Source organism: Antrihabitans auranticaus (genome assembly GCF_016481275.1).
In the GTDB taxonomy this organism is placed as follows: domain Bacteria; phylum Actinomycetota; class Actinomycetes; order Mycobacteriales; family Mycobacteriaceae; genus Antrihabitans.
The window spans coordinates 75252-90455 of sequence record NZ_JAEMNW010000006.1 but is presented as its reverse complement, the minus strand read 5'-3'; the positions used below and the strand labels follow the sequence as shown (position 1 = coordinate 90455).

At 58.3% G+C, this 15204-nt stretch carries 6 protein-coding genes; 3 read left to right on the top strand and 3 right to left on the bottom strand.

Translation table 11 applies throughout. The features are described 5' to 3' along the window. The first annotated feature begins 47 nt into the window (after positions 1-47). Positions 48-3605: a DEAD/DEAH box helicase gene (locus JGU72_RS23310; RefSeq protein ID WP_199686485.1), complete on the top strand. Its 3558-nt coding sequence runs from the start codon at positions 48-50 to the stop codon at positions 3603-3605. Positions 3606-4269: 664 nt separating this feature from the next. On the opposite strand, the gene JGU72_RS23305 is transcribed toward JGU72_RS23310, so the two are convergent. Together JGU72_RS23305 and JGU72_RS23300 are read right to left on the bottom strand one after the other, a co-directional pair. Beyond that, positions 4270-5685: a phospholipase D-like domain-containing protein gene (locus tag JGU72_RS23305; protein WP_199686484.1), complete on the bottom strand. Its 1416-nt coding sequence runs from the start codon at positions 5683-5685 to the stop codon at positions 4270-4272. Next, the gene (locus JGU72_RS23300; RefSeq protein WP_199686483.1) at positions 5675-9064 is read right to left on the bottom strand and encodes a serine/threonine-protein kinase; all 3390 of its coding nucleotides are present in this window, start codon (positions 9062-9064) and stop codon (positions 5675-5677) included. Before JGU72_RS23300 ends, JGU72_RS23305 begins: the two co-directional genes overlap by 11 nt. 1105 nt (positions 9065-10169) lie before the next feature. On the opposite strand from JGU72_RS23300, the gene JGU72_RS23295 reads away from it, so the two are divergent. Together JGU72_RS23295 and JGU72_RS23290 are read left to right on the top strand one after the other, a co-directional pair. Then, positions 10170-11447, top strand: a complete 1278-nt coding sequence (locus JGU72_RS23295) for a hypothetical protein (protein WP_199686482.1) — start codon at positions 10170-10172, stop codon at positions 11445-11447. Further along, positions 11428-13743: a hypothetical protein gene (locus tag JGU72_RS23290; RefSeq protein ID WP_199686481.1), complete on the top strand. Its 2316-nt coding sequence runs from the start codon at positions 11428-11430 to the stop codon at positions 13741-13743. The genes JGU72_RS23295 and JGU72_RS23290 overlap by 20 nt, the downstream gene beginning before the upstream one ends. A gap of 405 nt (positions 13744-14148) precedes the next feature. Here JGU72_RS23290 and JGU72_RS23285 read toward each other — a convergent pair whose 3' ends face one another. Further along, on the bottom strand, positions 14149-15180 hold the full coding sequence (locus JGU72_RS23285; protein ID WP_199686480.1) for a DUF6414 family protein: 1032 nt from the start codon (positions 15178-15180) through the stop codon (positions 14149-14151). Positions 15181-15204: the final 24 nt, after the last annotated feature.

Sequence of the window (15204 nt, the reverse complement as noted above, 5' to 3'; positions counted from 1 at the left end):
ACTCGGCACACGACATGACCACAAACTTGCAAAGGAATACCTTCACAATGGGCAAATTCACCACCCTGTACAGCAACCTCTCCGCGGATAATTACCTGCGGGGCAAGCAGTTCGAGCGCATCTGCAAGTGGTACTTGGAGAACGACCCGTACTACCGAGACACCGTTCGTAAGGTCTGGCTCTGGGATGATTGGGAGCACAGGTGGGGCGCAGACGCCGGTATCGACCTCGTCGTCGAAGACCGCGACGGACAGCTATGGGCTGTGCAGGCGAAGGCCTACGACCCGGACCGCGCCGTCACGAAGAAGGACGTGGACAAATTCCTCTCGGAATCGTCGAGGAAGTGGTTCAGCTACCGGCTACTCATCGCCACGACGGACCGGCTGCACTCGGTTGCCCAGCACACAATCGACGCCCAGGAGAAAAAAGTCGGGTTCCTCGGCCTAGCGGATCTGCTCACCGCTGACCTCGATTGGCCGGAGTCCCCGGACCGACTGCACCCCATTGAGCGACCGAACCCTGCCACGCCCCACGACTACCAGGACGAAGCGATCGGCAAAGTCGTGGAGGGGTTCCAATGCGCCGACCGTGGCCAACTCATCATGGCCTGCGGTACAGGAAAGACCCTCACTTCGCTGTTCATCAACGAGCAGCTGGATGCACAGCGAACCTTGGTCCTGCTGCCTTCACTGTCGCTGCTGAAGCAGACGATGGCGGTCTGGAGGGCGAACATCAAGGAACCGTTCGACTCTCTTCCGGTCTGCTCCGACGAGACGGTCTCCCAGGACGACACGGCGATCGCCCACGTCAGCGAGTTGTGTGTCCCGGTCACCACCGACCCTGCCGAAATTGCCGCCTTTCTGCGACGGCGCGGACCCCGCGTGGTGTTCTCCACCTACCAGTCCTCCCCACAGATTGCGCGAGCCTACGCTCTGGGACGGGTTCCGCAGTTCGACTTGGCAATCGCCGACGAGAGTCACCGGGTCGCCGGAGACGAATCGACCATCTTTGCAACCATTCTCGATGCTGGCGCCATCAAGGCGCGGCGGCGATTGTTCATGACGGCGACGCCGCGCTACTACACCGGACGGGTGGTCGACGCAGCGCGGGGATCTGATATGGAAGTCGCGTCCATGGACGACCCCGCTAAGTTCGGGGAGGTGTTCCACCGTCTGAGTTTCGGTGAAGCCATCCGCCGGGGACTGCTTACCGACTACCAGGTAGCCATCGTCGGTGTTGACGATGCGACCTACCGCGATTGGGCGACGAGGGGTGTCCTGGTGCGGCGAGACGATAAGCCCACCGACGCTCGAACTCTGGCCAGCCAGATCGGGTTGGCGAAGGCGATGCGGAAGTACGACCTTCACCGGGTCATCAGCTTCCATTCCCGTGTTCAGCGCGCTAGAAAATTCGCCTCCGATATGCCCGATGTCCTCAAATGGATGCCAGCTCAGCAGCGCCCATCGGGACCGCTTTGGACCGGGTTCGCTTCCGGAGAGATGTCTGCTGGCGAGCGCCATGTCCTGCTCCAGCGGCTGCGCCAGCTCGACGATGGCGAGCGCGGTCTGCTGACCAATGCCCGGTGTCTCAGTGAGGGCGTCGATGTTCCGACTCTCGACGGCGTGGCATTCATTGACCCTCGCGGTTCTGAGGTGGACATCGTTCAGGCTGTCGGGCGGGCAATCCGGTTGACTGAGAACAAGACCTTCGGAACCATCGTCATTCCGGTGTTCATCGACACCGAGACGGACCCCGACACCGCTCTCAACGACTCGTCCTTCAAGGCGGTATGGCGCGTGATCAAAGCCCTCCGCGCCCACGACGAGGAGCTCGCGGAGCAGATAGACACCTTCCGCCAGGAACTCGGACGCAAGGGCGGGCGCACACGGATTCCGGACAAGATTCACCTAGACGTAGCGCGCTCTGTCGGCAAGGCGTTCACCGACGCCTTCGACGTGCGCCTGGTCGAAAAGACCAGTGCCCGTTGGGATTTCTGGTATGGGCTCCTTGAGCGGTACGCCGACAACAACGGCACGGCACGGGTGGCCGTCGATTGCGTCATGGACGGATACTCGCTCGGACAGTGGGCAAGTGTGCACCGCAGCCTGTACGCGAACAACACGCTGAGCAGCGACCGGCGTGGCAAGCTGGAGAGTCTGCCCGGCTGGACCTGGGATGTCCTGGCTGACCAGTGGAGTACGTGGACGGGTCTCATGCACGAGTTCGTCGCCGAGCATGGTCATGCCAATGTGCCTTTCCCGTACGTGGTCGGCGAGTACAACCTCCGGAGCTGGCTCGCCACGCAGCGTGGTTTGTACAAGCGCGGAGAGTTGCCTGAGGAGCGGGTCCGAGAGCTCGAGGCACTGCCGGGCTGGGTGTGGGACGTCCCGGAGGACAACTGGTCCCGGCACTACAACGGGCTAAAGAAGTTCGCGGAACGAGAGGGGCACGCCCGCGCCCCGCAACGGTACGTCGAGGACGGTTTGAAACTCGGGCAGTGGGTGACAGTACAGCGCACCCACCGCGACGAGATGTCGCCGGAGCGGAAGGCTCTACTGGAAGCTCTGCCGGGATGGTCGTGGGATCCAACGACCGACGGCTGGGAACGCGGTTACGGATTTTTGAGGGCTTTCGTCAAACGGGAAGGTCACGCCCGCGTCCCAACCAAACATTTGGAAGGCGGATTTCGGCTAGGTCAGTGGGTGAACGATCAACGGGTCAAGCTAGGCAAACTGCCCGACAGTCAACGTGAACGGCTCCAGTCGCTTCCAGGCTGGGTTTGGGATGCCCGTTCTGACATGTGGCATCAAAAATTTGCTCTCCTCCGGCAGTTCCAGGCGCGAGAAGGGCATGCCCTAGTGCCGCAGGGATACAAGGAAGACGGAGTCAATTTAGGGAGCTGGGTTCGAGAGCAACGCGGCAACCGCGCAGACATGAGCTCCGAGCGCCGGGCATTAATGGAGTCTGTTCCCGGATGGTCATGGGACCCGCACACTGAGTCGTGGGAACGCGGATATGCGGCGCTTGCGGCATTCGCCGAGCATCGGGGGCATGCAAGAGTCGCCGGAGACTTCCTGGTCGGTGGGATCAACCTCGGCGGTTGGGTGGGAGAGCAACGCGCCAGCCGCTCAACGATGACGGCGGAACGGCGGCAGCGTCTAGAGGCCCTGCCCGGATGGAGCTGGAACGCGGTAGAAGACTCATGGATGCGGCACCTTGACTTGCTGCGCTCGTACGCCGCAAGGGAAGGTCACACAAATGTCCCAGTGGATTACATCGAGGACGATCTCAAAGTCGGGCAGTGGTCCAGGCTCCGACGACGTGAGCATAAGAAGCTCAGTGCGGAGAGGCAGGCACTCCTTGAGGCGATTCCCGGCTGGTTCTGGGGGCGTAAAGCTGATTACGTCTGGAATCAGAAATTCGAGATTCTCAAACGGTTCGTCGAACGTGAGGGGCATGCCCGAGTGCCTGCTGGGTACGTCGAGGACGGAATCAAACTCGGAGGTTGGGTCCGAGAGCAGCGGGCCGAGATGAATAACCTATCGGCGGCCCGGAGAACAAGTTTGGAGGCGTTGCCTGGCTGGAGCTGGGGAGGCGTTCGATGATTCCTGGTTTGAGGAGTACGACGATATGCGAGCCTGACTGACCTGTTCCACGCGGTTTCGAACGGAATCTGTTTGGGGAGCCCCAACGACGCACCCGATTTGCCGTTGCGTCCTCGACACTGACAGTCAGCCTTCCGCCGTCGACTCCTAGTGACGCCAGATCTTTCGCAAGTTCTTCATAGCTTGCCTTGCTTTGCGGACACATCCATTTTCAGCTCCGCCCATTGCAACTCGTCCAGAATGCCGAACTGTGCTGTTAGCACAATGTGTTCCCAACCGTTCCGCAAGAGACGGGGCGACTGCGGGCCGAGCTACAACGACGCTGTCATTGCGCGACCATCTTCGAACCGGGACACTGAACGGCACGTGGCACATAGCCTGTCGCGTTCAGCTGACAACAGCCGATCACAGGAACACACCTGAGCTCTTAGGTAGCCCAACAAGGTCACGCGAGTTTGAGGGCTCACAACTGTCAGGTCAGGCTTCTGCTCGGATAGTGGTCCGAATGCCTACCTGCCCTTCCGCGATACGAATTATGCCGCAGTCGGCTGCACAATCCCTTCTGAGGCGTGGAACAGACGCCGCGGCATCATCCGCTCATACTCGCTGCGGCGGCGGGCGACGAGCAGTCTGCTTCTTTTGTCGACACCAACAAGCGCCGCGTCTACCGACCGCTCACATCGAGTGCAGACAGGCGCGAGCACTCGTTGTCCGACGCCTCTTGTGACCGAACGATGAATCCCGTCGGCAGTTGATACGGGCGATCGTGGTCCCCTTTGAACGAAAGCCAATGAAAATCACTCATAATCAGTACCTCGTCACTGACAAGCACTGGTTCGTCAATCTCTTCGAACTGCGACAGCCTGAATAGATCACGATGCTTCCTGCCGATCTCGTGTAGGGAATGTATCGCCGACGCATCCGATTTTCTGGTGTCCCTATCCTTCCCATAACCGATGTGGACCGAGACGCCAGATTGCATTAGTCTCCCTAGCCGATCCACGAACATGCCGTCGACAGTCGCGCTTCGAATTACGGGAGAGAAAATAACAAGGCGGCGCCGCGTCTTTTCAAGGGAACCAACCAGTAATTCGCGATACTCAAATCGATCAACAGGTCGCGATTGAAAATTCGACAAAGCCAACTCGGCTTGCTCAGCAGACTCAATCCATCCGGAATCTACTTGTCTCCCTTCGAACTGCGCGACACGCGTGCGAACTACAGCCGATCGCAGGACCTCAACTTTACTGAGTGAAGTTGTTGCGAACGAACTAGAGGGCCGCCTAACCCGGTCAGCCGCAAATTCTTGATTCATCGTTATCCCTACCGCCTCCGCACCGCCCAACTTATTCAATTCAAGTTCGTGCTGACCACTCAGTTCACCATCAATGCAGATCGCTGTTTGAACCTCTTTGCCGTTCTCGTCCGCGAAGGCAATTAATGCAACTGGCAAAAAGAGTCTCGCCTTGACGACAACCTTCTTCACGCTAATAATTTCGATTCGAGGTTTTTCTTCGTCGCGGTCGTCGAGCAAGTTGTTCAACGCCACCGACGTAACGTCGTCGACCGACACGTCTCCCGGCCTTCCTAAGAGTTTGCGGACCCCTCGACTCCGGACCTCGTCCTTACCAATCAAGGCGCTTCGCCGAAAAGCAGTCGCGCACCAGCCTAACCGGTCGAAGGCATAACCGAGCGACAGACTCCGCGGCGAAACTGACGCCAAATCTGACGCAGTGCTTTGCCCTTGCGGCGTGAGCGCAAGCTTCCAATTACCGCCGACTGTCAGTCGTCGGCTTACTAAGTCGCGTCCCATCTGCTCCGCGATGGTCCTTTGAATTATCGCGACCTTGAGACCCAAAAGCTGGGCAATCTCCACGTCGGAATCGAGGCCTTCATTTATCGAGCGGAGGACGAACTCGTCCAACAGCGGTAACCGTTTACGTTCCTGAGCGAGCACATCGACCGCAATCCAACTAACAGGGACCGCTGCGTCCTCGACTGAAATGAGCGTTAGCCCTGGTCGCTCAGACCTATATTTCTCGGCAAGCAGGATCGCCGGGTCAAATGCGCTATGCATCACGTACCTCGCAATCCTCTGCCTTCTGTCTCATATAGAGCGCAACATCTCGCAACGCGCCTGGTTGCCCAACGCAAAACTCTAAATCACCAATTAGCGTCAGTCCGTAGCGCGCGCGAGATAGCGCGACATTAATGCGGCGCCAATACTGTTGCCTCAAGAAACCCAGCTCACCCTTGACGTTACTTCTAGTAATGGAGAAGACAGTGAGATCCGCTTCTCGTCCTTGAACTGCGTCAACACTCTGTACCGTGACATCCAAATGCGTCAGGTCGACATAGGATAGATGCCGTTCCAGTTCTTCCATTTGTAAGAGATAAGGTGCAATAAGCAGAACGGAGAGACGGCGATCTCGCGGATTTACAAGCCCTTTTTCGATAGCTCGATCAATTGTTGTCAAACGCTGCATGCACAGTTTCGATTCGGTCCTGTTCAAATGGCTTGTAACACCAGGGGAACTAGCCCCTTCGAAGCGATCGCGCCCCAATCCGGACGTGCTGATCCAGAGAACCGGCTTTCCGAGCCGATCAATTCCAGGCACTGAGTCCTTCTTCGGAGACACGAGCGCACCATCATAGAAGGTCGTCGAGATAAGATCACCAATTGGTCTAATCATCCGATACTGTTCACGTAGCAAATGTCGAACAGAAGTGCTTGTCTTCTCAACGAAGCGCTCGAACAGAGTTTCCTTGACAAATTCTTCATCGAGACTATATCGACCCATGATTGTTCTGTTGCGCAATAGTTCTTCGTCGAGCGGTGGGAGTTGGCAAACATCGCCTACTAACACCCATTTCTTGGCGCGTGCCAAGGGTACGAGCGCTTCGGTGGCGGTTGCCTTGGATGCCTCGTCGAGTATGCAGAGATCAAATTCGAGATCCTTGACCGCGCGGTGGCCCAAGAATCCCACGCACGTTCCGGCGAGGACGCTACCCGTGTCTAAGAATGCGTTCACGAGATTTTGGTCGGTCGCGACTCTTTGCAACCACTCCCCCTGCAGAGCGACCAAGGCAAGTAACCGCTTTGAGTAATCTCCGGTTCCTAGGAGAAGTTCAACCGCGATCTGTGCACCTTCACGATCAATGTCCTCGTTGATTGGTAGATCATCGCCGGCGTACTGTATTGCCTCGACCAGTAACTCACGCGATTGAGATCTGAGCAACTCTAGTCGATCCTGCATTTCCTCTCGATCGCGAAGCTGCTCAAGGCCATTCACAGTTTCGGACCGCAAGGTGTCAGGATCTAGGCCCCGGCGCTGCCTCGCTTCGATGTGCTGAAGGTCGCCGAGAACAACCGCCAGTTTCTGCAATGCGAGCGCCGCCCGTAGATGGCGGAGCGGCATGCCTTGTTCCACGGCGAGGCTCGCAATCCTAGCCTCTGCCTTTTGCTCCACACCCTTGGCCCATTCAGCCATCTGACGATCGAGAATCAGATGTTGTACGGAGGCCGCAACTTTAGGATCTTCTGGCTTGCTTAGACGAATAATGTTCTTGAGACCGGCAGATACGAGCCTCTCTAACGCATTATCCACCGCGACATGGGTCTGGCTTACGATCAATATCTTAGCTTCAGGGTTTTCAATAATTGTCTGCGCAACCAACTCGGTGATGAAGCTAGTCTTGCCCGTTCCGGGCGGGCCTTCAATTACCAAGAAGTCGCTTGTGCCTAATGCTGCCGCCACCGCATTTCGCTTACTCTCGTCCAGATCGGAACGCACCCACTCTTTGGGGTATTTCAACACCGGGATTCGCACACTCGACGGATCCGATACGAATGTGCGCAAATCCGGTCGGGGAATAGATCCGTCTCTGATACTGGCTACAGCATCTACCTGTCGTTCGTGTGCTCGTTGTGTGGGTCCGAGGAACGGTGTTAGCTCACCGTTTTTCGGAATCGTCTTTGGTATTCGCCCGAACCTCAGTGTTAGCGATTCGCCCTTCTGCGCCACGACCTCGCCGCGACCGAACGACCGTCCCCGCCCGATTCTGATTTCCCACTCCTGCCCCAGGCAATCAAGGTTCAGGGGCTCGGATAACGAAAAAGTGACGTCGCTTCGTAAAATCGAGATAGAGCCAAACTGAATTGGCTTGCGGTCGCCGCGCTCCAGTTCCTCGCGCGCGTAGAGTAGATCTAGATATCGGTCCAGCAGGACTGTCGAGGACTTGGAATCTTCCTCTTGGTCGCTCAGATGAGTGGAATTATCGTAGTGCCCCTCGAGCGCCGCGACTAACATTTTAGCTCCAGCCTCAGCCTTTGTCTTTCCTGGATTACTGAAGGATATTGTCAGCAAATGCTCGACCGCGCATGTGCTATTTCGTCGACTGTCAAATAGCTCATAGGTGGCTGCACTGGTCACTCTAAAGGCATTGATCCGCCGGTCATGCTTAGCAATGTAGCGGCGTGTAGCACCCCATAGATAAACCGTTTCGCGATCCAGCTTCGCGCTTGCGGCGTCGAACCGGTACTCGGCTCTACATTGCGTTACGAGGTCCCTCGATGCTGCTACTTTTGCGTCTTCGTCGCCAGAACTGATCTCACTGGCTGCGCGCCTGCTGAGATCCAGCCAAAGCGTTGCATCAGCCTGGAGTCGCCTCGCCCGGCGTTTTGCCTGAATCTCTTCGAGCTGCTGCAAAAAGACAGCGCCGTTGCTAGGACGCAACGAGGCTTCGCTGTTAACGCATGCTTCCAGGAGCGACCGTACGGCAGGTGGCACCTTAATCTCGGAAATCCGTGGATCGATTTCCGGATAGTCCAGTAGCGGCTCGGACGACATAGCTTCAATAAAAACTACCGCCATAGCCCAAACATCGCGCGTGTACTCGTATCCCACACAAGCGTCGGGGGGCGAGTACGGTCTCGTGTGCCACCCGAACATCGTCTGCCCGAGGGTCTCGACCTTATCCCGAAGCTTCGCGACGCCAAAATCTGCCAGCATTGGATTTCCGGCATCGTCGACGAGCACGTTAAGCGGTTTTATGTCGCGGTGAATGACTTCCTTTAGATGCGCGTGTGCCAATCCTGCCAGCAGAGGAATCGCGTATCGTTCCGAGAAATCATCCCAGTCGGCCCAATCTGGTGATTTCAGAAGCGTGTGCATGTCGCGCTCGACCCAATCCAGCACCAAGTAGAACTGTCCGCGCTCCTCGTGCCAACCCGCGTCAATAAACCTGACGATGTTCGGGTGGTCGAGTCGTGTGAGAGACTGGGTCTCGCGTTCAAATAACATTCTCGTTGTTGGGTCATCACGGTGACCTTTGATGAACTTAATAGCTACCTTGGCCCCGTTATTTTCGATATCGACAGCGCGCACGACTTGACCACCCGCACCCTCGCGCTCGGCGGACTTCAGCAGGGCGAAACGGTTGTCTACTATTTCACTCACAAACTCTCCCACTGCGGAACGCCGTCGCGAAGAAACGCTACCCAATCAAGAACCGCCCAGATTCTGAATCCGACGTGTTTGCTGCGCCGCGCGTGCTTCTCACTCAAGGAATCTTGTCTGCTCGGCGGTGCCGAGCGGAGCTTGCGGCCCAGAATCGGCGCCTGTTTGACGAAGCTGCCTACACAATGTGTTGTACGCCCAGGCCCTCCATTGATCTGCCCCAGCGAATGCACCTGCACGAACACTCCTGTCGTGGTCTCCGACTTGGACCTAGTCTCGCAGAGATTGAGTGAGCTTAGGTCGCGCATGCGTATCGACTGCGTTGCCGGGTCGACGCCAACGACATGGTGCCGGAGGTGATCCTCTCGTGGACTTCGCGTGTGCGATTCAGCTACTCACTTTTCACCCTGCCATGATCGGCGCAGCATTCATGCGTCGCATCGCACCTGCCGCAGGACGTGACACTGATTTGCGATTCCCAAAACGGTAATTATTTCCGAACCTACCTTCGCGGCTTGTCGATCAAAGCTGCTGCTGCACTTGACGGGTTACCCGTCCGCGAACTACGGACTTCAGTTGATGCGGCTGTAGAGGGCATGGGAGCGGATTGCATCCGTCCGCCCTGCTGACAATTCGACTTTTCACCACCGTCGTCTGCCTGCCCGACAACAGCCCGTGAGGAAGGATCGCAAGGACCGAGCCGCCGGACGTCAAGTTTTGACAGACCTGTAGCTGTTCGGGTGCAGCGAGAGACCACACAGATGCCGACTGGCACCTTGGGCCTCGCGTCGAGAGCATCGGGGGCATCGGGTCCAAGCTTTAAGACTTGCCGGACCGCCGCTCGTGGCCAGCAGAAGGAGTGCCCCTATTGTGAGCCCAGAAGGCAGGGCGTCTTCAGTACTGGGGGCTGTAACGACGGCTCACAAAGGGCAGTTGACGGTCGTCTGCGCCGCACCTCAATTTCGGTCGGAACATGCATCGCGGTCAGCGGCGTCCTGCGTTACGTATGCCTAGCGGGTGGCAGACAAGTTACCATCGATGGCGCCGACATATACCGATAGCATCCGCGCCCTGGCGAGCGCGCAAGGACGATAGCGGGGACAACGTGTCTACGACACCAAAATGGGTGCTCCCGCGCCACTTGCGCGTTTCTGACATCGATGCGTGGCTGACCACCGTGCTGGAGGCCGGCCGGGGCGATCTGCACCTGGGCCAGCACGGCACAGCCGCCGATCCAATGGGCGCCGCGCACCTACAAGCGGCGTTATGTTTGCTCGCTAGGAAGGGCATCGAGTGCTCTTTATCAGTACCCGAAAACACCCTTGCGGGTGAGCGCGCCGGTGCGGCGTTCTCCGTCGCCGACACACCCAAGCAGATCACACCGGCCGAAAGCGTTTTGGCGACCACCCTGGAAGGTTTAATTCTCGGCCAGTTGTGCCAGCTGCAACCCACCGCGCACCTCGACTCAGAGACGCTACGCAAGTGGCAGCGGAACTCATTAAAGGGCAACTCCTACCATTACGGCCACGGCCGCAATCGAGCCATCGCGATTCCTACCATCGGTGATCGACGTGAACACAACACAGCGATCAGCAGTCGGGTCCGCAACGTCGAGGCGAGCATCGCCCGACTCGTACGTGGGGTGAATTCGGATCCCGCACCGTGGGCGAAGTGGTGGTTCGACCTCGTCTTTAGCTTTGTCTTCGAGGCGATGGAGAATACCTTCGATCACGGTCGATACGATCTAAATCGGAACCCAATACCCTCGCTCAGGATCCTTGACCTCGCCAGACACAACCTCACCGAAGTGCAGCCCCGCGTCGTCGCCGACTCCAGTTCTGGTCAGCAGACGGTCCTCGACGACTACCTGGACAGATTACAACGCCACTACGCGATCCAGCGGCGCAAGTTGAACGTCTCCAAACTCGTGGAGATCACCGTCGCCGACGGCGGGCTTGGCATGGTCGGAACTATGGCGCGGGGCTTGGCGCCGTACGAAGAAATCGAAACAACAGCCGAGTTGGAGTTTCTCGCCACCGCGTTGTTACCCCGCGGTACTAGTAAGTCTGCTGGTGAGATAGGCGTCGGGCATGGTGTACGCAAGATGCTGCGGGCATGCCATGGCCTACGCGGCATGTTCGTTTTGAGAACCGGACGCTTTGAGTTGTCGCGCACGTTCCTCGATGAGCGAGGTCGGCCGGGTCAGTTCGATTTCTTGGACGGCAGGGACGCTGCGTTCGACGTAGACCAGCATGTTTCTCAACGTCAGATGGTCGCCGGCACCACGTGGACGATCATCTTTCCAATGGATGATGCGCTGATAGGCCGCGCAGAGGGAGAAGGCACAGGACAGGAGTTGGCGCTTGCGGGTTCACGTCGTTAACCTCGCCAGAAGCGACGAAGCACCCGAGAGCATCCGCACCCCCACGCCGCCGGGCATTCGCGAACTCGGCCAGGTGCTGTTCGCCACCCAGCCACAGAATATGGCGCCCTTTGCAATCGACAACGTGCTGCAGGTCGCATCCCCGAAGTGGTCGCTGATCAACGACATCACCGTACTTCGAACACATGACGTGAGCGGGCACATTCCTGAAGACGTTCTCACTGACGTCGCCGAACGAACCGAACGCAGCCCGCTGTACGTGTTGTCCACCGATTCTCTTGGACCCCGACTGCAGTACATCTCGGGCGAGGTCGTGAACGGCTTGGACATCGACAAGTTTCTGGCGGCCCTTCGCGAGGCCGACATCAACGCCCTCCTGCGCCGGCCCGGCGCTAACTTGCCGCCGTTCAGGACCCTCCACTATAAGGGCCCGGGTGGCCACCACTACCGATCCTTCGCTCGGCCCGGCTTCGCGATGCGCACCACAGACGACTTTGACAGGGTCGCTTTCTGGCTGGTGCCCCACCTACACGGCAAATCGCGCGTTGTCGTCGATCACTGGTCCATGCTCGGTCTGGCGCATCGGGCGGCGGCATACGCCGCGCGCTTCGGCGAACCCCAACATCCTGTCACCATCGAATCGCTGACCGAATACGCTGAGGGATCGGAATCACTGACCGCGCGCCTGTGGCGGGCATTTCCGTCCCCAAGCGACAGCGGCGTCGTCGTGCTGCTCTCGGTCAGCAGCACTGGCAGTTCGGCGCAACGAATTGCCGCAGTGCTGAACGACATCGGGCAATGGCGAGCCAAGGTCGTCGCGATCGCACAGGCGCCAACTGATCCCATGCCAACCGACATCGCATTTCTAGCTCCACTAGACGACACACACCGAAGGCTGCCTACTCCTTGCCCGGAATGTGCCAAACACCCGGTGAACTTCGCAGTGCCGATCGAGCAGGGGTCCTACCTTCTCCGCCTTAGTGCGCTCACCAAGAAGACCGCGATCACCGTCAATGTCAGCAAAGACGCTAAAGCCGTAGTTAGCCGCTACGGTGGTCATGGCGTGTTCGGGGCCCATCGAACCCATGATGACGGCCGCCATCACGCGTTCTTCATCGACGTGGCCAACATGATTGCCAACTCCGGCTTCGAAGCCCCGCTTGAAGCCACACTCGACGAACTGTGCGCGGCGCTCGATGAATCGCCAGTTCTGTTGCTACATCCCGGACTGACTGCCGCTGCTGCTTTCGCCGACATGGTTAAGGCGCGACTGACCGCCCGGGGCATCGAGGTTAGCGCTGTGGTGCAAGGCGACGAAAGGTGCTTATGGGGAAACCCATCTGCGAAGCTGCTAGTCGCAGCGCCACGAGTGATCTTCATCGACGACGCCGTTATCACGGGGACCCGCATTCAAGCATTCCGTAAAGCACTGACGCGGCTGCGGCGCGACCATGGTGTCGACGGACGAGTCGATCTGTGGGCATTGGTCGCGGTGGCGCGCCCCCGCAGCGACAGCGCCCTGCGCGGCATCAGGGATATCGTCCACCACACGGGAACCCACAAACGGTTCTTCCAAGTCGAACAGCTGCTCCTGCCGAATTGGCTGCAAAGCAATTGCAGCTGGTGCCGTGAGATCGAGATGATCGACCAATTACCCAGTGAACTACAGGATTACGACATCATCGCCGCTCGGCGCAACACTTTGCAAGACGAGGACCAAGACCACTTAATGTTCTGCTGGCCTACAGCGGACCTTGCAGCACAGTGGGATCTTCCGTCCACGCGGCCGGCTTGGGAAGACGTCGCGGCGCAATTCGGCGGGCGCCATGCTAATCGGTGGGAACTGAACCGTGAAAGCATCTTCGGCGACATCCAAGGCGTAGACCTGCTCGTGTGCATCGCTTCCTGTATACAGCGCCTGCGCACGTCGTCTCCCGAGGAGGACGACGCTGAATGCGATCTGGACGAGCGGTTCAGATCCCCTGTCTCGAAGATCCTGGACCCACACCTATACCTACTAGGGCGGTTCTACGAACCGGTGATCCTTGCCGCGATCATGCGTGCGGCAAACCCGCACGACATCTCGCCTCCGGAAGGAGACCCTGCCCTCGATGAAGGTCTTCAATCCCAAATTGGTTGGCTGACTTCAAGTTCGGAGATGCTAGGCGAGTTGCTTACGCAAGTCGGGCTCGGGGTGATCCCGAATATACCCAAATTGGCCGAATTCCAGTTCCAGAATACCTACGAGCAGCGCATCGCGGCCTGGTTGTGCACGCGGCACGCACAGCCAGAATGAGCCTAGCGGGTGAACCGTCACCGACGACCGGAGTTGGGCCGAATTTCCTGGGCTTTCAGCCCAAAACCCGCGTCCGGCTGCAGCACGTGCCCGGCGCTGCCGACGTGTCGACGCGCAAGTGATCAAGTGCACAATTTCCAATACGGGGCAACGCAATGGCGGCGTTTCGACTAGAGATCAACCCGAGCAACTGAGTCCGCCCGCGAATTCCCTACGGCCAGTTTCCGATACTGCTGTCAGTACCGCCGGACCGTGAACGACAAGTGCAAGTTGACAGGTGCGTCACATCCAAGCTCGACAAGCGTATTCCTTGGGCGACGCCGGTGGCGTGGCGCATTTGCCGGTTGAGGTTCGACACTGCGGTTGTGTGTCGGGTCGGCGACAGTCGGCGTCGGGGGTACCTATTCAAACGTAAATGGCGATCGGCATTACAATCAGAGAACGTCCAGCAATCTTTGCGGAGAGACTAGCGTCGAAGTATTCCCCGGTATATCCATTGCCGATGTCAGCGCCACCGGCGCGCTGTCGGGTTTTGTCGACCACGCCGCGGAGTGTCTGATCGAGGAAGTCGACGTCAAATCTGTGTAGTAACTTGTTGCGCCCAAGCACAGGCCGATCCACCTCGACTTCTGAGATGACCTTCGCAAGTACAGTGAACTTCCCATCGAGCAGTCGGTCGGAGTCCTGCGTGGTGAAATACTCCACCTCGCAGACAGTGATGGCAGTGAAACCGTCTGCGCCACCATAGACTTCGGCGTAGAACTCTTTCGTCCGATCGCCACGAAAATCGGCCCGCACCGCTGCGGTAACCGCAGACGCCAGCTCGGCGCGATCCGATGCTTCCAACTCAGTGACTGCTCGGAGTTTTACTATTTCGGCGTGGTCGATGTTGGCCGACAGGCTTCTGAGTTCCTCCGTGCCAGAACGTCGGGTGATGTAACGAGTTAGGGCAGAGGTTAGCTCGGGCGTCGCGACGTCCAAAATTGCGTTCACCTCGTTCGCACGAAAAGAAGCGGAAAACTCGACGATGTAACCGATTCGCGCGCTGTCCGCATCAGCGGCGGATGCGAGCTGGTGAACCCTGCCGTTGCGGAGCGCGGCTCGCACCCGATCTAGATAGAATGCCTGCGAATACACGAACTTCTTCCGGTCCGCAGTCGCGTTTTCGTCTGAACGGGCTTGGTCGCCGATGTAGTCAGCGGATGCCGACAAGTCTGTTTTTCCTACGAACGGTGCAGTGACCGACGCGCCACCTTTGGCGCCACCCGACTTCTTCGATCCCTTCGTCTCGGAATGCTTCGTCTGAACATCGATCTCGGCAGACTCGAGCAGTCCGATCTGATAGATCTCTTGCAACATTCCCGAAACGAAATCGGCGTTCTGGTAAACAATCACGGTTGGAAGCGATGCCCCGCTACGCTTAATTTCCCTACTCATACTTTCCTCCCATAAGCGGCAGAT

Excerpts from the sequence above, each read along its gene's own strand:
- JGU72_RS23285 (WP_199686480.1), bottom strand. The coding sequence starts at position 15,180 with ATGAGTAGGGAAATTAAGCGTAGCGGGGCATCGCTTCCAACCGTGATT.
- JGU72_RS23310 (WP_199686485.1), top strand. The coding sequence starts at position 48 with ATGGGCAAATTCACCACCCTGTACAGCAACCTCTCCGCGGATAATTAC.